The sequence below is a fragment of the Chryseobacterium sp. L12 genome (genome assembly GCF_056133985.1).
On sequence record NZ_JBVYOF010000027.1, the window covers coordinates 57,569 to 81,464 of the forward strand.

Genomic DNA, 23,896 nt, shown 5'->3' on the forward strand with positions numbered 1-23,896 from the left:
AAATTTTTATTTGATAATTTCTGTCTTGAAGACTTCTTCATAATTGTGAAAACAGTTATTAATGAAGCCCTGCTCTTCCATCCATTTATCGCTGTAAACCTTTGTAATATATCTGGAACCATGATCCGGATAGATCAATACTACAAAATCGTTCTCAGTAAATTGGTATGAATTAGCATATTGAATCAATGCCTGAGTTACGGCTCCTGTAGTATATCCGCCCATGATGGCTTCTTTTAAAGCAATTTCTCTGGTTCTGTAGGCAGACATCTCATCATTCACTCTCACAAAATGATCTACTTTATCAAAAAGAAGAGCAGAAGGAATTAAATTTTTCCCCATCCCTTCGATCTGATAAGGATGCACATCTTCTTTGTGAATTTCCCCGGTTTCATGATAACTTTTAAGAATAGATCCGTCTGCATCTACCCCTATAATCTTTATATCAGGATTTTTTTCTTTTAAAAATTTGGCAGATCCGGAAAGTGTTCCTCCAGTTCCTGTGCATGCAAAAAGATGGGTTATTTTACCCTGAGTCTGCTCCCACAATTCAGGACCAGTGGTCTGATAATGTGCATCAACATTCAGCTCATTAAAGTATTGGTTGATGTAAATAGAATTTGGAGTTTCAGCAGCAATTCTTTTTGCTACCTCATAATAAGATCTCGGGTCATTCGCAGGAACATTCGCAGGACATACATAAACTTTTGCTCCTAAAGCTTTAAGGTAAGCAATTTTCTCAGGCTTAGTTTTATCACTCACTGCCAGAATGCATTTGTAACCTTTAATAATGCAAACCATGGCGATGGAAAAACCTGTATTTCCGGAAGTGGTTTCTACTACCACAGAATCTTCCTTTAATAAACCTTTTTTCTCAGCGTTTTCTATGATATGAAGTGCGATTCTATCTTTTGTTGAATGTCCAGGATTATATGATTCTAACTTAGCATAAACAGTTGCAGGTATGTCTTTTGTAACGGTATTTAGTTTTACCAAAGGCGTGCTCCCGATTAAGCCAAGAATATTATCGTAAACATTACTCATTATTTGTTATTTTTCAATAAAAATCTGTCGGCAAAAATACAAAAAAATAAATACTATTTAAACTTTTACTCAATTATAAGTTTGTCGATATGCAAAAATGCAATTTATTTCTGCTTACAGCAATGCGAAACAGACAAAAATTGCGCCATATTTTTTAAAATTTGTTAAAATGAAGATAAACTAATCTAAAAACCTTATTTTCGCATCATTGATTTTATACTATGAAAAACTGGACTTTTAGGCAATGGAATACCGTTCTCGGATGGGTGATTTTCGTTATTGCATTTTTCACGTACCTATCAACCATAGAACCCAATTTTAGTTTCTGGGACTGTGGTGAATATATTTCTTCAGCAGTAAAACTGGAAGTAACGCATGCTCCCGGTGCTGCATTATTTCAGATTGTAGGAGCTGTTGCTGCTATTTTTGCTTTTGGACAAGGCGAAAATTACTCTGTTGTCATTAATGGAATGTCAGCTTTATTCAGTGCACTTACCATTTTATTTTTATTCTGGACGATCACTCATTTTGTGCGAAGACTATTGAATAAAGATTTTGAAGAAATTACCAGACATCAGGAAATTGCCATACTTTTTGCCGGTGTTATCGGTTCTTTATGTTTCACATTTTCAGATACTTTTTGGTTTTCTGCGGTAGAAGGTGAAGTTTATTCTATGGCATCCATGTTTATTGCATTGCTTGTATGGCTGATTACCAAATGGGAAAATGAATATCTTGAAAAAGACAGTGAAAGATGGATTATTTTAATTTTCTTTATTCTTGGGCTTTCTGTAGGTGTTCACATGATGTGTATGTTGGCTATTCCTGCCGTTTGTCTGGTTTATTATGCCAGAAATTATAAGTTCACTTGGATGAACTTTCTTTGGGCTAATGCCATTACTTTGGGAATTTTAATTATTGTATTTAAACTTATTTTCCCTATCATCATGACCTTGTTCGGAAGACTTGAAATCTTCTTCGTAAATGGTTTGAGTCTGCCATTCCATTCAGGAACAATTGTTGGATTTATCATTATGATCGCGCTTTGCTATTTAATGATTAAATACGCAAAAAAAGCGAAAAGAAATATTTATCAGACCATTGCTTTATCCGTAGTTTATATGATTATTGGTTTTTCATGCTGGATGGTTATTCCGATCAGGGCTAATGCAAATCCGCCGATGAACCTTAATGATCCGGATACTGCCATCGGGATGCTTGATTATTACAACAGAGAGCAATACGGTGACTGGCCAACAATTTACGGACAAAACTACACCGCGTTTTTAGATGCCAACGGAATTCAGAAGAATGAAGACGGAAGTTTCAAAACAACTAAGAAAGGTGATGTTTATGAAAAAGACGAGAAAACAGGAAGATATATAAAAACCAGTGAGCGTTTCAATTACGTTTTCGATAAGTCTCATGTAAGTCTTATGCCGAGAATGTTTAATGATGATAAAGATGTAATGAATAACTACATTTCCATGTACGGAGCTCCTGATTTTACATTTAATTATGACAATGAAGACGTTGCAGACAGCCCTGAAGCTCAGGAAATTTTCAGTGAACTGAAAGCAAAGTATAATGATGGTGATATTACCGCAGCAGATTATCTGAAAGTAAGACCATACAACCTTATTAAAGTTCAGAAACCTTCTTTGATGCAGAATATGGATTATTTCATTACATTTCAGAATGGTTATTATTTTCTAAGATATCTTTTGTGGAATTTCGCCGGAAGGCAAAATGATCTGGAAGGTTCTACAGACGATTTAAGAGGAAACTGGATCTCCGGAATCTCTTTTATTGATGATGCAAGACTTGGGAATCAGGATGCAATGCCTGCTAAATATAAAAACGACAGTACTGTAGCTTTTTTCTTTTTACCTCTTATTTTAGGAATTTTGGGATGCTACTTTCAGTTTAGCAGAGATTTCGGAAGATTTTATGCAATATTATCATTGTTTGTCCTTACAAGTGTCGGAATTATCTTCTATACTGGTGTAAAACCTTTTGAGCCGAGAGAAAGAGATTACGCAATGGTAGGCTCATTCTATGCTTTTGCAATATGGATTGGTCTGGGAGCAGGAGCAATTCTTTGGTATTTACAATCAAAGGTAAAATCAAATGCAGCCAATATCGGATTTGGTGTTGTTCTATTAGGAATTCCTTTGATGATGGGCTTTCAGAATTATACCTCTCATGACAGAAGCGAAAGATACACAGCGTATGATTACTCTTATTCGGTACTAAAATCGTTGCCGAAGAATGATATATTATTTGTATACGGTGATAATGATACATATCCGGTTTGGGCAATGCAGGAGACTGAAAGATTCAGAGATGATGTGAAAGTAGTTAATTTTACCCTTCTTTCCACTCCCTGGAATATTGATCAGGTGAAAAGAAAAACTTACAATGCAGAAGGAATACCGAGCCAGCTTACCCATGAAGATTACAGAGACGGAGTAAATGACCAGATTTATCTGATGAAAAAGAATGATTGGAAAAATATTCTTGAAAACCTTCAACAGTCTGGTGCTCCTGAAGAAATCATCAAACCATTCCAGAAATATCTTGTACAGGATTCTATGACAGTAAAGGAAGCGGTAGATTTTATTAAAATGAAATCGCCTGAAAAGGATGAAGTCCTGAAAATGATTTATGGTGAAGAACGTTACGAAAAATATAATTTTCTTCCGGTTAATAAATTTGTAATTCCTGTTAACAAAGCAAATGCTGTAAAAGCAGGAATCATCAGTGCTTCGGAAGCAAACAATGCTGCAGACCAGATCATTGTTGACTACAAAGCCGGCACATTGTATAAAAACAATCTGATGATGTTTGATCTTTTAGCCAACTTCGACTGGAAAAGACCTATCAATTTCTCTTCAGGTGGAGTTTATGACAGTGAAAATATTTTCTATCTGGATGATTATCTTCAGTTTGATGGCTTCAGCTATCGTTTTATTCCGATCTATACACCAAGAAGCAGCGATGGCGAAATGGGAAGGGTAGATGCCAACTCGCTTTACAATGTTGTGAAAAATTTCAGATGGGGTAATTTCAAAAATCTGAATGTACATTTTGACGAAACTGCAACATCTAATATTATGAGCTACAGAAGTTCTGCAAGCAGAGCAGCAGCAGCCTTGGCTTTAGCCGGACAAAAAGCAAAAGCAGTAGAAATTTTAGATTTGGCTTCAAGGGAAATTCCTGCTGAAAAATATAATGATCCTAGATCTTTAAGCTCTATGGTATATGGATATATTGTTTCCGGACAGGAAGAAAAAGGATTAAAACTCGCTGAAATACTTAAAAAAGGTATCTTTTCTGAGTATGATTATTATCTTTCGTTAAGCCCAAGCGAACAAAGATATATGGGAAGAGCCATGAAATCGAAGCCTATGGAATATTCTTTAGTCGTTACTTCTGTTACGGATGCTTATCAGAAAATAGGTAAAAAAGATAAGGCTTATGCTTACTTGGTGAAGTCTATTGAGCCTATTGATCAGAAATTTAATGTATTCATTAAAGATCTGCAGCAAATGGGTAAAGAAAAAGCGATGAAAGAATCTGAAAAAGTACAGAAAATCACGCCTTATTATCAATACTTATTTGATGTTATGGAACCGTATGATTCTACTTATGCCAAAGAAAAAGAAGATCAGATTACCACAGCAATCATTAAGGCAACACAATAAACATATTAGAAAAACGGAACTTCGGTTCCGTTTTTTTATGTTGATATTCATAAAATTTAAAATTATCTTTGTGCATCTAAAAAAGCGCAATGTCTGAAACACAATACACAAAACTCCCGATTTATGCCGTCATTTTTGCCATACTGATCAAGTTTGTTTTTTTTCTTACCCATCATATTCAGGAAGATGCCTTCATCACCTGGAGAGTTGCTCAAAATTTGCTGGATTATGGCGTAATTGGTTTTAACGGTGAGACTAAAATTTCGGCATCTACAACGCATCTGTATGTTTTTGTTTCCTACATATTCAATGTGATTTTTGGCAAAGAAAACTTTATTATTCCTCTTTTGGCTTTCAATAGTATTTTGTTTTCCATAGGAAGCGTGCTGCTTTCGCATCTTTTATTCAAAAACAATTGGCATAAAGCGGTATTCATTATTTTGTTTGGTATTTTACCACCTTCTATTAAGATTTCTATTCTTGGAATGGAGTACGGAATCCTGTTTTTTCTTGAAATGGCTTTATTATATTACGGCTTTAAAAAAGAAAAAAAGTGGGCTTTACTTGTATTTCCAACCCTTATATTATTTACCAGAATAGATACCGTGATTTTTCTTGGAATTATTTTTTTAACAGATATTTTCTGGAACAAAAAAATAAGATGGAATTATATTTTAGGAGGAATTGTTGGCGTTGCCGTATGTATCTGTTTCAATTGGTTTTATTTTGGAGAATGGGTTAATAATACGATTGTCGCCAAAAAACTGGCATATGACCGAACGTTTACTTTTCAGCAGAATTTAGAATATTTCAGACTGAATTACGGGAATTTCTGGGGAATGCTGAAGATGCCTTCAGATTTCAATCCGGTAACCATTATTATTGCTGTTTTTGAGATTTTATGCTTTATTTATCTTATCCGTCAACAAGATAAAAGAAACTATTTTCTATGGATCATTTTCCTTTTTGCATGGACAAAACAAATCATCTTTCTTTCTCAGAAAAGCCTTTTTGACTGGTATTATTGGGTTCCGCAGATATTACTTTTCGTTCCTGTTTTTGTTTTTGTTTTAGAACAGAAAACTAAAAAAAATCTTTGGCTTGCATCGCTTTTGATCTTTTATATTCTGCCAATGACAGCGTTTCAGAGTATACATTCTATAGCAACAGGAAATGGTGAATGGAACTACAGAAGATCTATCGGGTTGTTTCTGAATCAGTATGAAAAAGACAAAAACCAATGGATTTTGCTTGAACCAGCCGGTTATGTTCCATATTTTTCAGGTTTAAAAACCATTGACGAAGTAGGATTGGTGGACAAACAAATTCAGGAAGAAATCAAAAAAGACAAACCTAATTATTGGCTTAATACCGTTAAAAACAGAAAGCCGAAATATCTTCTTTCTAATAAAGATCTTTTCGAAGGGAAAAATGCCGATTATTACAAATCAGAATATAAATTACTTAAAGAATTCAGAATTAAAAATCACATGGAAAGTGAAAATCGTGTTTTAGAAAAAATTTATAAACTAAAACCTTCGGGCACAGATTATAATTTATATGAAAGAATTAAGAAGTAATTTTGTTAGATGTTAGATGTTAGATGATTGATGATGGAAGTTTACAACTTTATATATATTTTTAACCAACACTAAAACACTAAAACCTTAAAATTCTCAAATCAACCTCATGAAATACTGTGCTTTTCTCCGCGGCGTCAATGTAAAAGGAACCAATATGAAAATGGCAGATGTCTGCAAAGTTTTTCAAGATGCCGGAACGGAAAATGTGATCTCGGTTTTGGCTTCAGGAAACATTATTTTCAGTTCTGATGAAAAAATGGAAGAACTAAAAAGGATCCTTGAAAAATCAATGTCTGAATATTTTAATTATGAAGCTTTCTTATTTCTTAAAACTGAAAAAGAAACAGAGAATATTTGGAAAGCAAATCCGTTTAGTGATAAAGTTGGTTTTCATAAATATGCATTTGTAGGAAATAAGAATATAGAAAATATTTTAATGAAAGAATTTCAGGAAGCTGTAAAAGCTGAGGGTGAAGAAGGTGAAATTGTCAACAATATATTTTACTGGCAGGTTCCAAAAGGAAATACAGTGGATTCAGGCTTTGGAAAAATTTTAGGCAAAAAAAGTTTAAAAGATCAGTTTACGAGCAGAAATTTGAATACATTTGAAAAAATTATAAAAAAGTTTTAAAAATACAATTATGAAAAAAATAATAATCAGTTCACTTATACTGTCAAACTTGATTGTATATAGCCAAAAATTTTCAGACTTAAAATTTGAAACAATAGTTCCAGATACAGAGAATCATTACATCGTATTACCTGTAAAAGAAGGAGACAAAAGCTATAATCTGGGATTCATGTATTTTGATGAAACTGCAGGTTACACGTTAGATTATATAGGAGATCTTCATGAAGAGGAAGGGATATTAAAATTTAAAGAAAGAGAAGATGCTAAGAATTCTTCTATGAAAGTAAGAATTGAAAATTTAGGTTTTAAAAGTGCAATTATTTCAAATGAAATGTTGAAACAATTTAATTTACCCATCAAGCCAGAATGGTTAAAAAATTATTTAAGCACAAAACCGGAAAACGAGAAAATTTTGAAGAGAGCCAGTATAATGAATGGCGCTAATTTCCCACAAATAGCTTTACCAAAGCTTTTAGAATTGCATAAAAATAATTTTAAAACAGAATCATTGTATTTTGAACTCGCTTTTTCTTACAATGCAATGGGTAAATTTGCAGAAGCTGAAACGGTTTGTGACGAGGCAGTTAAAAATAAAAAAACCAATGATTTTATCTTTAAAGAATACATTTATAGTTTAGTACATCAAAATAAGCTTAAAGAAGCTGATACTTTCATTGCTAAAAATAGTTCTTCTTATAAAAATGAAGCGAACAAAATTGAATCAATGATTAATCTTGTAGCTCTAAGTGCTCACAATAACAATTTTATTATTGCTGAGAAATGGCTGAAGGAATTGAAGACTCAACCAAACATAAATCGTTATCAAAGAAATATAGATCAACTCGAAAGTATAATAAAAGAAAAAAAAAGTAAGATTCAATGATTCAACATTTAGAAAACATACACCACAAAGATTCAAAAAACTTTTTTCTCATTGCCGGTCCCTGCATTATTGAAGGTGAAAATATGGCATTAAGAATTGCTGAAAAAGTAATTGAGCTGACAAATAAATATAATATTCCTTATATTTTTAAAGGAAGTTTTAAAAAAGCCAATCGAAGCAGAGTTGACTCTTTTACTACAATCGGAGAAGAAAAGTCTCTGGAAATTCTTAAGAAAGTAGGAGAGACTTTCAACATTCCTACAACTACAGATATTCATGAAAATGAACATGCAGCTTTAGCAGCTCAATATGTTGATGTATTGCAAATACCTGCGTTTTTGGTTCGTCAGACAGATCTTTTGGTAGCTGCTGCAAAAACTGGAAAGTGTGTTACCTTGAAAAAAGGACAGTTTCTTTCTCCCGAATCCATGAAATTTGCAGTAGAAAAAGTAACCGATTCAGACAATGATAAGGTTGCCATTATCGAAAGAGGAAATTCTTTCGGGTATACCGATTTAATTGTTGATTACAGAGGAATACCTACCATGAGAAACTATGCTCCGGTTATTCTGGATGTCACCCATTCTCTACAACAGCCCAATCAAAGTTCAGGAGTAACAGGAGGAAGACCGGATTTAATTGAAACAGTTGCCAAAGCAGGAATTGCTGTAGGAGCAGACGGAATCTTCATTGAAACACATCCGACTCCCGAAACTGCTCTTTCTGACGGAGCCAATATGTTAAGATTAGATTTATTGGAAGATTTATTACAAAAACTGACAAGAGTAAGAGAATCTATATTATAATTGTTAAAAAATACTTAATTTTAGAAATTCTAAAAAATTCCGCTTGAAAAAACTAGTTTTACCACTGAGCTTAATGGTTCCGATGCTGTTTTTCTCACAAAACAGAAAAAGAGATACAACAACAAGAACTACGCAAATTGAGGAAGTTGTTTTCCAGAAAAGAGGCACAGGACGCACCAATGATATTACAGCCGTAAGTATTTCAGGAAAAGATGCCAAAAATGTTTCCAGCATTTCGGGCGGAGTGGAAAGTTTGCTTAAAACACTTCCTTCGGTAAACTCAAATACGGAGCTCTCTTCCCAGTATATGGTACGTGGAGGAAATTATGACGAAAACTTAATTTACATTAATGATATTGAAATTTACAGACCTTTCCTGATCAGAAATTCACAACAGGAGGGCTTAAGTATCATCAATCCAGATATGGTTTCCACGGTCAACTTTTCAGCCGGAGGTTTTGAACCAAGATATGGTGATAAAATGTCATCTGCCTTAAATGTCTATTATCGCGAGCCGAAAAAGTTTGAGCTTTCAGGAGAAGCAAGTTTAATAGGCGGAAGACTGACGACGGGTTTTGCTTCAGGAAAAGAAGACGGAAACGGAAATAAGAAGTTTACCGCTTTATTTTCGGGAAGATACAGAAACACCAATCTCGTTCTGAATACTTTAAATGAAGATACAGATTTCAATCCCACCTATTATGATTTTCAGTCTTATCTGAATTTTCACGCAACCGAAAAGCTTAATTTCTCCTTCATAGGATATTATTCTAAGAATGATTATGAAATGATTCCTAAACAGAGAAGTGTAGATTTTGGTTCTATCAATCAGCCTCTTAATCTTACTGTATTTTATAACGGTAGAGAAAATGACCAGTATAAAAACATGATGGGAACTTTTTCTGCCAATTTCAAGGCATCGGATAAATGGAGATTTACGCTGGATAATTTTGCATATCAGAATCGTGAGAGAGAATATTATACAATTGCTTCCAGCTATGTTTTACAGACCTATGATCCGGTTACAGGAAACCCTATTACTTCTTATGATGTGGGCGGACAAATTGAGCATGCCAGAAACGATTTGTTTGTACGTACATACGGAACGCAGTTCAGGACACGATTTTCACCAAATGTAAATACAGATATAGAATTAGGTTTTAAATATGAGAAGGAAAATCTTCGTGATCTTACCAACGAATACAAATTGGTAGATTCATCAGGTTACAGTATTCCAAGACCACCCGATGACCCGAGATTTCCGGATGCTTCAGATTTGGATCTGTTTTACAGCATTGCAGGAAGCAATCATATCCAGCCTACAAGATTATCAGCTTACGGGCAGTACTCTCAGAAGTTTTTCTGGGGTTCTAACCGTGTTTTGATCAATGCCGGAGCAAGAGTTGCACACTGGAGTTTTAATAATGAAACTATTTTTTCACCAAGAGCTCAGTTTGCCATTAAGCCGGACTGGGATACCGAAACGTGGTTCAGACTTTCGGGAGGAATTTATTATCAGGCTCCATTTTACCGAGAAATTAAAGACTTAAACGGTGGTTTTAATCCCAATATAAAATCTCAGCGTTCCATTCAGGCAATTCTGGCAAATGAAGTTGAATTTGAGTTTGAAGACAGACCATTCAAACTTACTACGGAGTTGTATTACAAAAAAATGGACAATCTGATTCCTTATTTTATGGATAACGTAAGAATTCGGTATTCAGGGCAAAACAACGCTTCAGGTCATGCTTACGGAATTGACACAAGATTATTCGGAGAATTTGTTCCGGGGGTAGATTCTTGGCTGTCTGCGAGTTATGCAAGAGTTTTTGAAAACATCGACGGAAGAGGAGATATACCAAGACCTACTGATCAAAGATTCAGATTTGCAATGTTTTATCAGGATTATATGCCTAAATTCCCACAAATGCGTGTCAATCTTACTTTGACATATGCTATGGGATTACCCAACGGAGCCCCGGTTTTTACAGATCCTTATCAGTATCAGAAAACTTTGCCTTCTTACAAAAGGGTAGATTTAGGACTTTCGTATGTTTTTGTAGATTCTAAAGAAAAAAAGCAATCGTATGGGTTATTAAGCAAGTTTGAAGATCTCAGTTTAGGGGTTCAGGTTTTTAATGCTTTCAATATCAACAATACAATTGCTAATCAATGGATCACCGATGCCAATACAAGTATGATGTATCCGGTTCCGGTTCGTTTGACGGGTAGATTTTTTAATGTAACGCTTAACTTTAAGCTGAAGTAGAATAAAATATAAAATAAAAAAAACCGGCAGATATTTATTAGCTGCTGGTTTTTGTTTTCCATCTATTTGTTAAAGTATTAACTTGGTTTACTTTGTTAATTAAAAATACATTTCGCTGGTCAATTAATTCCTGAAAGTCATATAAAAAAAAACGGAACCTGAAAAAATCAAGTTCCGTTAATAATATTTAAAACTAAAATTATTTACCTAAATAAGACTTCAAAATCTTACTTCTGGTATTATGCTTTAGTCTTTTAATAGCTTTTTCTTTGATCTGACGAACTCTTTCTCTTGTAAGATCAAAAGTTTCACCAATTTCTTCCAAAGTCATTGGATGTTTTCCGTTCAGTCCGAAATACAATCTTACTAGATCTGCTTCTCTCGGTGTTAAAGTATTCAACGCTCTTTCAATTTCAATCTGAAGAGATTCCAGCATCAGATCTTTGTCTGGGCTTGGAGATTCTCCCGAACGAAGTACGTCATACAAGTTAGAATCTTCACCTTCTACAAGCGGTGCGTCCATCGAAAGGTGACGACCACTGTTTTTCATTGATTCTTTGATGTCTTCTTCGCTCATATCCAAAACTTCCGCCAATTCTTCAGGAGAAGGAGGTCTTTCGTTTTCCTGCTCAAGGTGTGCGTACGCTTTATTGATTTTATTGATAGACCCAATCTTGTTCAACGGTAATCTTACAATTCTCGACTGTTCTGCCAATGCCTGTAAAATCGACTGACGAATCCACCAAACTGCGTAAGAAATAAACTTAAAACCTCTGGTTTCGTCATATCTTTTAGCAGCTTTCATCAATCCCAGGTTCCCTTCGTTGATCAGATCGGGAAGAGAAAGCCCCTGATTTTGGTATTGTTTGGATACCGAAACTACGAAACGAAGGTTGGCTTTAATCAATTTTTCCAATGCGGCTCTGTCACCTGCACGGATTCTCTGTGCCAAATCTACTTCTTCGTCTGCTGTAATCAGTTCCACTTTACCAATTTCCTGCAAGTACTTGTCTAATGAAGCGGTTTCCCTGTTGGTAACCTGCTTGGTTATTTTTAATTGTCTCATTTAATTTCCTCAAAAATAGAGTTACATTATATTATACGTTGGAAGAAACAAAAAGGTTACACAATTATAAAATATTTTTTATTTAATTAAAATAAACTTCAAAAATTAGTTGTAAATTATTCCGCTTTTATAATTTATGATTATATAATCTTCAAGGTTTATTTTTTAGGAGCTATTTCCCGCTGTCCACTATATCTTTTGCTCTTCGTTTCTCATCACAAAAGGATGCCGTTTCCATCGGGGCTAGTGACAACTCAACGAAAAAATCTCATAGGTTTAGCAGATAATTCCTACAAAAAAAGCGAAACCGAAGTTCCGCTCTATAATTTAAAGATTAAAAGTAATCTGATTGTCACAATTTTGCCATAATTAAAAGCTATTTGTTGTAACGATGACTATTTTTACAACAACGGTCACCAAGATTATATATAACAAAGTTCATAAGTATTGTGTACTTGGTGAAATCTTTAGAGTGCTTAGTAGTTAAATCCATAGTATGATCAATAAAAGAATTTTAATAAAAATAAAATTAACTTTTAAAATTCACCATTAACTATTCATTCTAAAACAAATCATTTAATAATTTCGCCAGTCTTAAACCTCCGTACAAAAGCTGTCTTTCCATGGTATCATTAAACTTGTACTGATAGTCATAAGATAATTTTGATCCGTCCGGAGTCTGTGCATAGATTTTATTGGCAATTTGATGAGAATCATACAGCCAGGTTTCCAAAGTCCCTGCCTGAATCTGCTTTACTTCTTCTTTGGATTTAATATCCAGAAGTTTTGCATATTCCGTATAGCTGTACTTCTGTGAATCGACTAATTTTCCGTCCCACACGGAATGCAAATTGGTTTTATCACCAAAATAAGTAACATTGATTTTGTTTCCTCCCAAATCTTCAGCTCTTCCTGCGTGCATTGGCTGCGCCAGATCTCCCATCATGTGAATAAGGAAGATCAAAGCGATCTTTCTGTCTTTTTCAGATGTTTTTTCATCTTTAATCTGGCTGGACAATACTTTAATCTGCGAATAAAGATTGGCTCCTGCCTGAGCTTTCAGATCTTTTTCGAAAGCCACAAAATCTGCCTTTGGATCAATATTTACATAATGCCATGCTGAAGCCTGCTTCCAGACTCCGGTAGTATCAGACTTGATGAAATCGGGCCAGTTTGCCCAATATGCCATTCTTTCCTGTCCCAGCATTTTCCTGATTTCTTTTCTTGCCTTTCCGGAAAGATGATTTTCTGCAATCTCTGCAATTACTCTATGCCCCGTTAACCCCCATGCATAAGTGTAAACAGAAAAGGCAAAAGATGCCAAAAGCAGAAATTTTGAATAAATACGTTTCATTGTTAAATCAATTTTGAAGCTGCAAAGATAGTTCACAATGATGTATTTCTTCCATCAGAATATTCTTAATTCAAATCATGGATATTAAATTATTGTAATACAATATTTCTTTGATATGGTATTGTCATAAATTTTATTAAAACTTTTCATTAAATTCGTGCAAAATCAATATCTAAAAATGAAAATAAAACTTACCATCTGTTTGCTGGCTTTTCTTAACTTTTACGAAGCACAGGAAAATATTTCTTACCAGAAACCTTCTGCCGAAATTCTGAAGCTGGCAGATTACGACAGACCGCCAAGTATTTTAATGAATTCTAAAAAAGACTGGGTTGTTTTTGTTTACAGACCAACTTACAAAACTTTGGATGATCTTAATCAGCAGGAAATGAAACTAGGTGGCTTAAGAATTAATCCAATGACCAATATTTCGAGTACAATTACGTATTCAAATAACCTGAAAGTTCGTAAGATGAACGATAAAACGGAATCTCAGGTAAAAGGATTGCCGGATAATTCGAAAATAACGAATACTTCATTTTCACCGGATGAGAAGAAACTAGCCTTTACCAATACTACTCAAAACGGAGTTGAACTTTGGGTTGTTGACCTGGAAACAGCCACTGCAAAAAAAATTACAAAAGATAATCTTAATGCAAATCTGGGGAACCCTTACAGCTGGATGAAAGATTCTCAGAGCTTTTTGATTAAAGTACTTCCTGAAGACAGACCTAAACTGATAGATTCTTCAAAAGATCTGCCTACAGGACCGATTGTTTCTACTTCAGACGGAAAAGTTTCGCAGAACAGAACCTATCAGGATCTTCTTAAAAATCCGCAGGATGAGAAGAATTTTGAAATACTCACAAGTTCTGAATTATATCACGCAGATCTGAATGGTAATCTTAAAAAGTTTAAGGAGAAAGATATGTATGCTGGGTTAAGTTATTCTCCCGATGGAAATTTTCTGATGGCAACTACGATAAAAAAGCCTTTTTCCTACATTGTTCCGTTGAGCCGTTTTCCGATGACTTCTTCGGTATATGATGCAAAAGGTAATCTGGTAAAAATTGTAAACGAAGTACCGCTTAATGAGGTGATGCCTAAAGGTTTTTCATCCGTAAGAACAGGGAAAAGAGATATGACCTGGAGATCAGATCAGCCTGCAACGTTGGTTTTTGCCGAAGCTCTGGATGGTGGAGATCAGTCTAAATCTGCAGATTTCAGAGACGAAATTTTTATGTGGGAAGCTCCATTTACTACTCAGCCAAAATCTTTCTTTAAAACTAAACAGAGATATGAAGGAGCAAGCTGGACAAATAATCATTATGCTATTGTTTCTGAAGGTTGGTATGATACCAGAAATACAAAATCTTATCTGATTGATCTCAATAATGGTGAATCTAAAATTATTGATGACAGAAATTATCAGGACGTTTACAGCGATCCCGGAAATTTTAACACCACAAAAAACCAGTTCGGAAGATATGTAGTAGATATGAAAGGGGACAAAGCGTACCTGATTGGCGATGGTTTTACCAAAGAAGGACAACATCCTTTCATTGATGAAATGGATGTAAAATCTCTAAAAAAGAAAAGATTATATACTTCCAACATAAAAAATGCAAAAGAAGAAATCATTGATATCATTAATCCTTCTAAGGGAGAGGTATTAACGATTCAGCAGTCGGCAAGCCAATATCCGAATTATTTTAAGAAAAATATCAAATCGAATAAAGCTGAAGCGGTTACACAGTTTGCCAATCCTTTTGAAAGCATCAAAGATGTCTATAAAGAAGTGATTACTTATAAAAGAAACGATGGAGTTACTTTGACAGGAACGCTTTATCTGCCTGCAAACTACGACAGAAAGGCTAAAAAAGAAAAACTTCCTTTACTGATCTGGGCATATCCTACAGAATACAAGGATAAAAATACAGCAGGACAAAGCACGCAGAATCCGAATGATTTTACCTTTCCTTATTACGGCTCTTTTGTGTATTGGACTGCAAAAGGTTATGCAGTTCTTGATGACGCTGCATTCCCGATTATCGGAGAAGGAAAAACAGAACCGAACGATACTTTTATCCCGCAATTGGTTGCCAACGGAAAAGCAGCCATTGATGCCGTAGACCAGTTAGGCTACATCGACAGAAATAAAGTAGCTGTTGGCGGACATTCTTATGGAGCGTTTATGACTGCCAATCTTTTGACGCATTCCAAGGATTATGCGTGCGGAATTGCAAGAAGCGGAGCCTACAACAGAACTTTAACGCCTTTCGGCTTCCAGAGCGAACAAAGAAATTATTGGGATGTTCCGGAAATTTACAATACGATGTCCCCATTTATGAATGCAGACAAGATGAAAACACCATTGCTTTTGGTACACGGTGATGCAGACAATAATCCGGGAACGTTTACCTTACAGACCGAAAGATATTTTCAGGCGCTGAAAAATCTTGGAGCTCCGGTAAAAATGGTGCTTCTGCCAAAAGAATCTCACGGATATGCCGCCAAAGAAAACATTCTGCACCTTCTCTGGGAACAGGATCAGTTTCTGGAAAAATGTCTGAAGAAATAGTTGAAAATCCCCCGCTTCGAAAATGAACGGGGGATTTTTATTTTTTTAAAGTACTGATGATGTCCTGTAGCTGTTCTATCATTTTATCTTTGTCTTTCAGCCGTTCTTCGTACAGAGATTCTATCTTATCTGTTTTGTCTTTATTTTCCTGATAGAGGTTTTGAATTTCCTGATGTCCTACCGAAGCGTCATAAAAATTTTGCTGATTGTAGATGTTGTTTGGGTTTACATCCAATAATTCGTAAACAGGTGTTTCCAGTATTTCGGCGATCTGATACAATCTGTCTACCGTAAGCTTGGTTTCGTTTTTCTCTATTTTGCTGTAGGCAGCCTGGCTGATGTTAAGCTCCTCTGCCATATTTTCGTGCGAAAAGCCTTTCTTCTTGCGGTATTCTTTTATTTTTTCAATAATGACTTCCATGGTTTCCATTACTATATCTTATAATTTTAATCACAAAAGTAATATTTATTTTGAAAAAGTTATATAATCGTTGGAAGAAAATGTATTAATATTGCATCAAATAACATTAAATAAATAAAACCATGATGAAAAAAATCAGTTTTCTGATGCTTTTTGCATTCTTATGTATCTTGTTGAACTGTAGAGAAGAAGAGATCTACATTCAGAAAAACGAATCTGTTTCTGCCTCTCAAACCACAGATGTTCATAAAAGATACAGAACCTCTTACGAAAGTGATAAAAGTGTACAAAAAAATCTAAGAAAAGTACACATCAGCTCTTCTTTACAAAAAGTATCTTCCGTAGTACATCAGGATAAAAGTTCAAAATCGAAATTTGCGGCATTGCAGGTGTATGAGAAAGTTGTAGATACCTATACCAATATTACTACCTACACTTTACCGGTCATTAATTATACTCAGGATCATCCTTACTTTCTGAAACATATCATTACTGAGAAAGACGGAGTAGAAAAAGCCGGATTTCTGAAAATCATTCCCGACAATTACACAGCATCTTCTTCTTTGTCGTGGAACAATTTCTCAGGAACTGTGCAGATGTATAGCCACAAAATGACGCTCGTAAGCCAAAGCAGATATGTAAATGGTGTTGTACAGGCTTCACAGACTTCGTCAGGAGCTTCTGCAAGAACAAGCAGCCAATGCTGGAATCAGACAGATATTATCGTGCATACCTGCAGCAACGGAGGAGGTCATTTACCGGGTGAGGTGTGCAATAAAGGAATTAATGACGCATACTATGAGATAAGAACCACCGTGAAGTGCGGAGTTTTTGCAGAGCAGGAAAATGAGTATCTTACTCCTGAAACGGGAACTTTAACGGGTGGTGGTTTTGCCGGGACATCTATTGCTCATCAGCTTCTTACGCACAGCCAATTTCTGCATGCTGATTTTCTGATGCAGCCCAACAGATCAGATCTTTTTAATTTTGTGATGAAGTATTTGTATGACAATGGCTATCCTAACGGCACCACATTAGATGACAACATCGTCAACAGCCTCAATCAGCTACTGGATGTTTTTGTCAATAATCCTCAGCTTTTCCATGATTTTGATTTTCTGCAGGATCAGTGGAATGCTACTAATTATTATTTTCAAGGAACTCCCAATTATTACGATCAAAGAATTGTACATCTGATCAAGAATTTATTTGAAAATCCTACACAGCAAAATGCGAACTTTACTTCCTGGGCAGTACAGTTTTATTCGCAAAATTCAACTACTACAATTCAACAGTTTCAAAATTGGTTTATCAATAATTACGATAACGCATACCGAGATAAGCTTGCATTGCTTACCCCTTCCGAGATGCAAAACTTTATTGATATTAATAGAGAAATTGATGCTTCATTGTACGAGGAAGAATTTGTAAAAGAAACTAATGAAGCATTCGTTGCATTTGCATCGTTTGCGGATATTGAAACGATGTCCGATGCTCAAATGCAAAGTGTATTAAGCTCTTGCTGCCCGTCAATCATAGTTGTCCCTCAAGCTTTAACCCTAGAAAAATCAAGATTAATTGCTGCAAACTATCAATTCAATAGAAAATATTATCCTGAGTGGTCTAAAGCAAAATGTTTTTGGGAGGCATCACGAGAAACTATACAGTTATTGTTGGACTTAGGAGGACTAGTACCTGTTATTGGAGAAGTTTGTGATTTAACGAACGCAACAATATATGCTTTAAATGGCGATGGTGTAAATGCATCATTAAGTGCGGCAGGTGCTATACCTTTTGCCGGCTGGTTTACAACAGGATCAAAATTAGGAGTAAAGGTTGTTAATAATGTAGCATCTGACATTGGTTCTAGACAAGTGCTAAAGTGGGTTGTTGGTAATGATGGATTGATTAAATTTGGATATTCCAGTCAACTAAGAAAAGTTTTGAAATTAACTGATGCTACAAAACAAGCTCATCATATTATACCTTGGGCATATAATGTACAAATTCATTCTGTGGTTCAAAAGGCAGCTAAATCATCAAATGCATTTCATCTTAACGAAGCTTTAAATGGTATTGCTGTTGCATCATGGAGAAATCAACCTAATCACAATATGTATAATAACAGAATTTTTAATAAATTAGAGCAATTTAGACAAGCAAATCCAAATGCGACTCCTGACCAATGCTATAATAAGGTTTTAGAAATTATTAATCAAGCTAAACAAGCGATTATAAACAATCCTAATTCACATCTAAACGATTTAGTTTTTTAATGATGAAATATTTTAAGATAAATTTTAGTCTAAGTTCAAAAATTAGAGGTAATAATAATTATATAAAAGATTACAAACTTAAAATTCCTTCAATAGGAAAACTCTATTGGGAAATTCCTGAATTCATAGGAAATGTCTGTAATAAAGAAATAGATTTTGAACCATTCTTATTAGATATTGAACTTTTTAGCAATTCAAAACTTAACGATTTAATTATGGATGGAGGTCCTATTTCATCAAAATTAGTTGTTAGCAACAAATTAAAATTAATATTAGAAAAAAGCAGAAAAAGGGGAATGCAATTTTTTAATATTAATATATTAAAGAAAAACGAAATTTTTTCTAATTATTGGATTTTGAATATGTATGAACTCAATCAGGAATTTATAAATTTCAAGCAAAGTAAAATCATCTACGAAAAAAAAGATGATGATTTTAATCAAACTTATTCTATTAAAAATATTGAACTTGAAATTAGTGATTATGATGAATTCAATTTGTTCATAGAAAAAGCAAAAGATAAACTTGAAGTAGTTACTATTGAAGAAGTAGCTATAAAAGATATTGTTGACGAAGATTTTTTTGCTCTAAAATATGTTTCGGGTGGATTGGGGTATTATGTATCGGAAAAACTCAAAGAAGAAATAGAAGAATCTGGTTGTACAGGTATAGAGTTTCAACCAAGCCATTTATCTTTAAATGAGTGGCTTCATAGCGAAAGAGAAAAAGTTTATGGAAAAGCGTAATAAAATGAGAAAAAAAATCATACTAACTTTTTTATTCCTTATAGGATTGGGCATACACGCTCAATCCTATAAACCTTTAAAGCCTGTAAAAGGAAAAGTAGTATTCAGAGAGATCTCCAAAATTACGGACAGAAAAATGTTTGAGAAATCACTACATCTTACCGGAGAAAAACTAAAACAAAATCTTACAAAGTCTTTTCAGAAAGATGAAGAATATTCAGGCAGAGAAAAAGAAATTGAGGAATGGAGTAACGCCTCAGCAGAAGCAATGAAATTAATCTACATTGAAGATTCAACACAAGTTCACTCATACAATTTTGAAGATAACTTGCAGTCTTTCTCAAGTCATGTGATTCTTACTATCGTTGAAAACAAAAAAGAAGCAAAAAAAATCAACGGTTATCTATGTTACAAAGTTGTTTATGAGTACAAAGAAGATGAAAAAAGCAATGATGAGTATTTTATGGATTTTGCAGACAATGTTATTTACAAAAGAGAAATGTGGGTGACAGACCAAATACAGTGTTTGTATCATCCTGTTATGTTTGAGAAAAGTATTTTAGAGAAATATTATCCTTTAGAAATTAAAGAAACTGATAATACCATTCACGGATTTGAAACAAAATATATCCTTCAAAGTATTAATCTTCAATAATTAAAAAAGGATTTTTGAAAAGATCTAAACCATTCCCCAAAATCCTCTAAAGGATTTAACCAAAAGCTCCCGACGATTTACCAAAATCCACGAGAGCTTTTTAAAAAAGCAGGCGTGCATTTTTAAAAAGCACGCCTGCTTTTAATTTTTGCTTACTTAGCTTTTTCAAACTTCATTACAGCAAGCATTTCCTTAAGATCAACTCCCGGTCTAAAGGCTATTTTTGCACCCTTAATCATAGATGAGTTGAATTTTTCCGCAGTCTCTGCGCCTTCGCTGCTTAGCGTAATACTGAATGAGCCGAAATCTCCAAATCGGACAATTCTTCCCTCTGAAAGATGTTTGGCAAGAGCTTTAGTAAGATCATTCAGTACGGCTAAAACATCGGTGTCACTTACCGTTGTAGAAGCTCCTGCAATTTCTTTGCTCAGGCTTCGGAAGGTAACTTCTCCGCTTGATTTTGCGTTGGCATAAAATTTCTTTGGGGCTGTCTGATCGGAAGGATTTCCTTTTTCGCTTAACGAATACTGTACTGGCATAACTTTGTGTTTTTAAAATTAACAGTATCAAATATAAAAATTAAATTTAAAAAGTCTATTTACAACTTTAAAATTTTATCAAAATAATTGTGTACGAACAATAAGTAAATTTCTACTAAGTTCATCTTTTTAAACCAAATCCTCCACAAGGAACAATTTTTGACTTAAATTGCATGACTATTTTCAAAATTATGTTTGATAAGCAGCAACGAAAACTCAAAAGATCTGCAAAACTGATTTCCGTTTTAAGCAAATACGGTTTTAAAGATTTGATTTCCAGAATGAATGGGAACAAAAAGTCTGAAGAAAAGCTTCATGATCCTGATGAAATCGTTTCTAAAGGGACGGTTTATGAACGGATTCGTCTTGCTTTGGAAGAATTGGGTCCTACTTTCGTCAAGCTTGGACAATCTTTCAGCAATCGGGAAGACTTGCTTCCGCCGGAAATGATTCAGGAACTGCAGAAGCTTCAGGACAGGGTAGAAGTGGTAAATATGAATGTTGAGGAAATTCTAGAAAATGAATTTAATATTTCTGTAAAAGAATATTTTAAGGAAATTAATCCTAATCCGATTGCAACCGCTTCTATTGCGCAAGTATACAAAGGATTTTTGCTGACTGGTGAAGAAGTGATTTTAAAAATTAAAAAACCTGATATTCTTCCTGTTATTGAAGATGATCTGCTTTTGATTAAAGATCTGGTAAAGCTGATTTCTACCTATTCTGAAATTGGTTCTAAGCTAAATCTCAAACAGGCAGTTTCAACTTTTGAAAAATCTTTACTGGAAGAGATTTCCCTTGTAAATGAGCGTAATAACATCCATCAGTTTGCGCTTAATTTTAAAAACAATAAAGAAACCTACGTTCCGAAAATTTATGATGAGTTCTGTAATAACAACGTCTTGTGTATAGAATTCATCGACGGAATAAAAGTTACAGATACCGCATCACTTCAAAAACACGGGATTGATCCTGTCACCGTTTCCGAAACCGGTTTGCAGTTGTTTGTCTCACAGATTTTAGATTATGGATTCTTTCATGCAGATCCTCATGCAGGAAATATTCTGGTTAAAAAAGACGGAAAAGTTGTTTTTATTGATTTTGGCGCAGTTGGAAAAATCCAGCCTAATGATAAAGAAATCCTTGAAAATCTGATTATCAGTTTTGTGGCTAAAAATCCGAAGAAAATAGTCCGTTATCTAAAGAAAATGGCTGTAAGTTATGAGATTCCCAACGACAGAAGGTTTGAGAATGATGTGGAAGAAGTACTCAATTTTGTTCACAGTACCTCACTGAAAGATATTAATCCACAGGTTATCATGAATAAAATGAAAGATGTACTAAAGGAAAACCGATTGTATATGCCGGATTATTTCTATCTTCTTTTTAAGGGAATTGGTCTTATTGAAGGTGTAGGAAGAACAATCAATCCGGATTTGGATGTGGTGAAAAGCCTGAATCCTTATGCCAGAAAAATTTTCACTAAAAAAATAAGTCCTGAAAAGGTTTTTAAAAAAAGTCTTGAAAAAATTCAGAATTTTACCGATAATATAGATGATATTCCCAAAGAACTGAGATCTGTTTTACAAAAACTTGACGACGATCAGTTTACTATTTCCAGCGAAATAAAAAATATTGAAAAAACTAACCAGCTCATTAAGTCAAGTATTATCAATTTAATATTTACAATGATCTTAGGAGCGAATATTATTGCGACTGCTATTGTTTTTGTATCTGAACAAGGTCCGAGGATAGGAGAGATGTCTTTGGTGGCTGTTTTAGGCTTTTGCTTTTCAATTATACTCATGGTTATTTTATTGCTGCGAATTTTGAGAAAGTAAATTTATTTAAACATCTGAAATTAAACTACCAGCAAATTTAGTTTTATACGTAATATTAAATTTTTGCTTTTATGATGTTTAAAAAGTTTCCATCTTTTAACATCTTACACCCATTATAAAATTGCCTATCTTTGCAAAATGGAAAAAATCACTTTTGCAGATTTCGACTTACCGGAAAAAATTCTTGATGTATTGGCAGATCTCAATCTTTTTGAACCCACGCCTATTCAGGAAAAAAGTCTGAAACCTATTCTTTCAGGAAGGGATGTAATGGGAATTGCCCAAACGGGAACCGGAAAAACTTTAGCGTATCTTTTGCCGATTCTCAAAACATGGAAGTACAATAAAACTGGAAATCCTACGGTTCTGGTTTTAGTTCCTACCAGAGAATTGGTCGTTCAGGTTACAGAAATTCTGGAAAAACTCACCGAAAATATTACAGCAAGAGTGATTGGTATTTACGGAGGCAAAAACATCAATACACAGAAACTGCTGTTTGATAATGGCTGTGATATTCTTGTAGGAACACCCGGAAGAGTGATGGATCTCGCAATAGACAATGCAATCTCTCTGCGTGAGGTAACAAAATTAGTCATTGATGAGTTTGACGAAATGCTGAATCTTGGTTTCAGACCACAGCTCACCCATATTTTTGAAATGATGAAAGAGAAAAGACAGAATATTCTTTTCTCGGCAACGATGACAGAAGCTGTTGATGATATGCTGGATGAATATTTTGCAAGTCCTGTAGAAATTTCGTTGGCAAAATCAGGAACACCACTTGAAAAAATTGAGCAGACTGCATATAAAGTTGAAAATTTCAATACAAAAATCAATTTACTTGAGCATTTGCTGAAAGCGAACGAAGATATGTCTAAAGTATTGGTATTTGCCAATAATAAAAAGCATGCTGATCTTCTTTTTACTAAAATTGATGAGCTGTTTCCTGATCAGTTTGATGTCATTCACTCCAATAAATCTCAGAACTACCGTTTGAAAGCGATGAAACGTTTTGAGAATGAGGAAATAAGAGGTCTGATTACAACTGATGTAATGGCAAGAGGTCTGGATATTTCAGATATTACTCATGTTATCAATTTTGAAACTCCCGAAGTTCCGGAGCAGTATATTCACAGAATCGGTAGAACGGGTAGAGCTGATAAAGATGGTAAAGCGGTCATTTTTGTTACTAAAAAAGAAGAATCTCTAGCTTTAGACATTGAACTTTTGATGGATAAGGAACTCAAATATATTCCGTTCCCTGAAGAAGTGAAGATTAATCCTAAAAAGATCGCATCTGAAGAAGAAAACGTGATCATGAAAAATCCTAATCAGGTTAAATTATCTGAAGGTGGTGGAGCATTTCACGAGAAAAAAGACAAAAACAAGAAAGAAAACTGGGGCGGTCCTTCAAAAAGAAAAGCTCCTAAAAAATTCGGAGCCAACAGAGCACAGCAAAAGGCTATTTCAAAATCAAAGCGAAAGAAATAAAAA

At 34.4% G+C, this 23,896-nt stretch carries 17 protein-coding genes; 12 read left to right on the plus strand and 5 right to left on the minus strand.

The window, feature by feature from the left end; all coding sequences use genetic code 11:
• Positions 1-6: 6 nt before the first annotated feature.
• Positions 7-1,044, minus strand: coding sequence for a PLP-dependent cysteine synthase family protein (locus AC0NBN_RS14195; RefSeq protein WP_089743779.1), 1,038 nt, complete (start codon positions 1,042-1,044; stop codon positions 7-9).
• Between the two features lie 221 nt (positions 1,045-1,265).
• Between AC0NBN_RS14195 and AC0NBN_RS14200 the strand changes: the two genes are divergently transcribed.
• The 6 genes from AC0NBN_RS14200 (at position 1,266) to AC0NBN_RS14225 (ending at position 10,923) form a co-directional block, all read left to right on the plus strand.
• The gene (locus AC0NBN_RS14200) at positions 1,266-4,751 is read left to right on the plus strand and encodes a glycosyltransferase family 117 protein (RefSeq protein ID WP_160812297.1); all 3,486 of its coding nucleotides are present in this window, start codon (positions 1,266-1,268) and stop codon (positions 4,749-4,751) included.
• A gap of 89 nt (positions 4,752-4,840) precedes the next feature.
• Entirely contained in the window at positions 4,841-6,331 is a 1,491-nt protein-coding gene (locus AC0NBN_RS14205) for a hypothetical protein (RefSeq protein ID WP_160812298.1), read from the plus strand.
• A gap of 109 nt (positions 6,332-6,440) precedes the next feature.
• Positions 6,441-6,965: a DUF1697 domain-containing protein gene (locus AC0NBN_RS14210; protein ID WP_143885020.1), complete on the plus strand. Its 525-nt coding sequence runs from the start codon at positions 6,441-6,443 to the stop codon at positions 6,963-6,965.
• A gap of 10 nt (positions 6,966-6,975) precedes the next feature.
• Positions 6,976-7,848 (plus strand): hypothetical protein, encoded by an 873-nt coding sequence (locus tag AC0NBN_RS14215; RefSeq protein ID WP_160812299.1) that lies wholly within the window; start codon positions 6,976-6,978, stop codon positions 7,846-7,848.
• The gene (kdsA, locus tag AC0NBN_RS14220) at positions 7,845-8,654 is read left to right on the plus strand and encodes a 3-deoxy-8-phosphooctulonate synthase (protein WP_160812300.1); all 810 of its coding nucleotides are present in this window, start codon (positions 7,845-7,847) and stop codon (positions 8,652-8,654) included. Before AC0NBN_RS14215 ends, kdsA begins: the two co-directional genes overlap by 4 nt.
• 43 nt (positions 8,655-8,697) lie before the next feature.
• The gene (locus AC0NBN_RS14225) at positions 8,698-10,923 is read left to right on the plus strand and encodes a TonB-dependent receptor (protein WP_160812301.1); all 2,226 of its coding nucleotides are present in this window, start codon (positions 8,698-8,700) and stop codon (positions 10,921-10,923) included.
• Positions 10,924-11,122: 199 nt separating this feature from the next.
• Here AC0NBN_RS14225 and AC0NBN_RS14230 read toward each other — a convergent pair whose 3' ends face one another.
• Both AC0NBN_RS14230 and AC0NBN_RS14235 read right to left on the minus strand, forming a co-directional pair.
• Positions 11,123-11,989 carry a sigma-70 family RNA polymerase sigma factor gene (locus tag AC0NBN_RS14230; protein WP_027385416.1) on the minus strand — a complete coding sequence of 289 codons (867 nt, stop codon included), beginning with the start codon at positions 11,987-11,989 and terminating at the stop codon, positions 11,123-11,125.
• 562 nt (positions 11,990-12,551) lie between these two features.
• A complete protein-coding gene (locus AC0NBN_RS14235; protein ID WP_160812302.1) occupies positions 12,552-13,343 on the minus strand; it encodes a S1/P1 nuclease in 792 nt (263 codons plus the stop codon).
• A gap of 178 nt (positions 13,344-13,521) precedes the next feature.
• Here AC0NBN_RS14235 and AC0NBN_RS14240 point away from each other — a divergent pair, with 178 nt between their 5' ends.
• Positions 13,522-15,924: a prolyl oligopeptidase family serine peptidase gene (locus AC0NBN_RS14240; protein WP_160812303.1), complete on the plus strand. Its 2,403-nt coding sequence runs from the start codon at positions 13,522-13,524 to the stop codon at positions 15,922-15,924.
• A gap of 37 nt (positions 15,925-15,961) precedes the next feature.
• Here the strand turns inward: AC0NBN_RS14240 and AC0NBN_RS14245 are convergent, their stop codons facing one another.
• Complete coding sequence (locus tag AC0NBN_RS14245) at positions 15,962-16,354, minus strand: helix-turn-helix domain-containing protein (RefSeq protein WP_160812304.1); 393 nt, start codon at positions 16,352-16,354, stop codon at positions 15,962-15,964.
• A gap of 113 nt (positions 16,355-16,467) precedes the next feature.
• On the opposite strand from AC0NBN_RS14245, the gene AC0NBN_RS14250 reads away from it, so the two are divergent.
• Genes AC0NBN_RS14250 through AC0NBN_RS14260 form a run of 3 tightly spaced genes read left to right on the plus strand, consistent with a single transcriptional unit; the run spans position 16,468 to position 20,022 of the window.
• Positions 16,468-18,621 carry an AHH domain-containing protein gene (locus tag AC0NBN_RS14250; RefSeq protein WP_160812305.1) on the plus strand — a complete coding sequence of 718 codons (2,154 nt, stop codon included), beginning with the start codon at positions 16,468-16,470 and terminating at the stop codon, positions 18,619-18,621.
• A complete protein-coding gene (locus AC0NBN_RS14255) occupies positions 18,621-19,367 on the plus strand; it encodes an imm11 family protein (protein WP_160812306.1) in 747 nt (248 codons plus the stop codon). The genes AC0NBN_RS14250 and AC0NBN_RS14255 overlap by 1 nt, the downstream gene beginning before the upstream one ends.
• 4 nt (positions 19,368-19,371) lie before the next feature.
• Entirely contained in the window at positions 19,372-20,022 is a 651-nt protein-coding gene (locus AC0NBN_RS14260) for a hypothetical protein (RefSeq protein WP_160812307.1), read from the plus strand.
• Positions 20,023-20,174: 152 nt separating this feature from the next.
• Here AC0NBN_RS14260 and AC0NBN_RS14265 read toward each other — a convergent pair whose 3' ends face one another.
• Complete coding sequence (locus tag AC0NBN_RS14265; protein ID WP_089743807.1) at positions 20,175-20,561, minus strand: HU family DNA-binding protein; 387 nt, start codon at positions 20,559-20,561, stop codon at positions 20,175-20,177.
• A 191-nt stretch (positions 20,562-20,752) separates the two neighbouring features.
• Here AC0NBN_RS14265 and AC0NBN_RS14270 point away from each other — a divergent pair, with 191 nt between their 5' ends.
• Positions 20,753-22,402, plus strand: coding sequence for an AarF/UbiB family protein (locus tag AC0NBN_RS14270; RefSeq protein ID WP_160812308.1), 1,650 nt, complete (start codon positions 20,753-20,755; stop codon positions 22,400-22,402).
• A 138-nt stretch (positions 22,403-22,540) separates the two neighbouring features.
• On the plus strand, positions 22,541-23,893 hold the full coding sequence (locus tag AC0NBN_RS14275) for a DEAD/DEAH box helicase (protein ID WP_160812309.1): 1,353 nt from the start codon (positions 22,541-22,543) through the stop codon (positions 23,891-23,893).
• Positions 23,894-23,896: the final 3 nt, after the last annotated feature.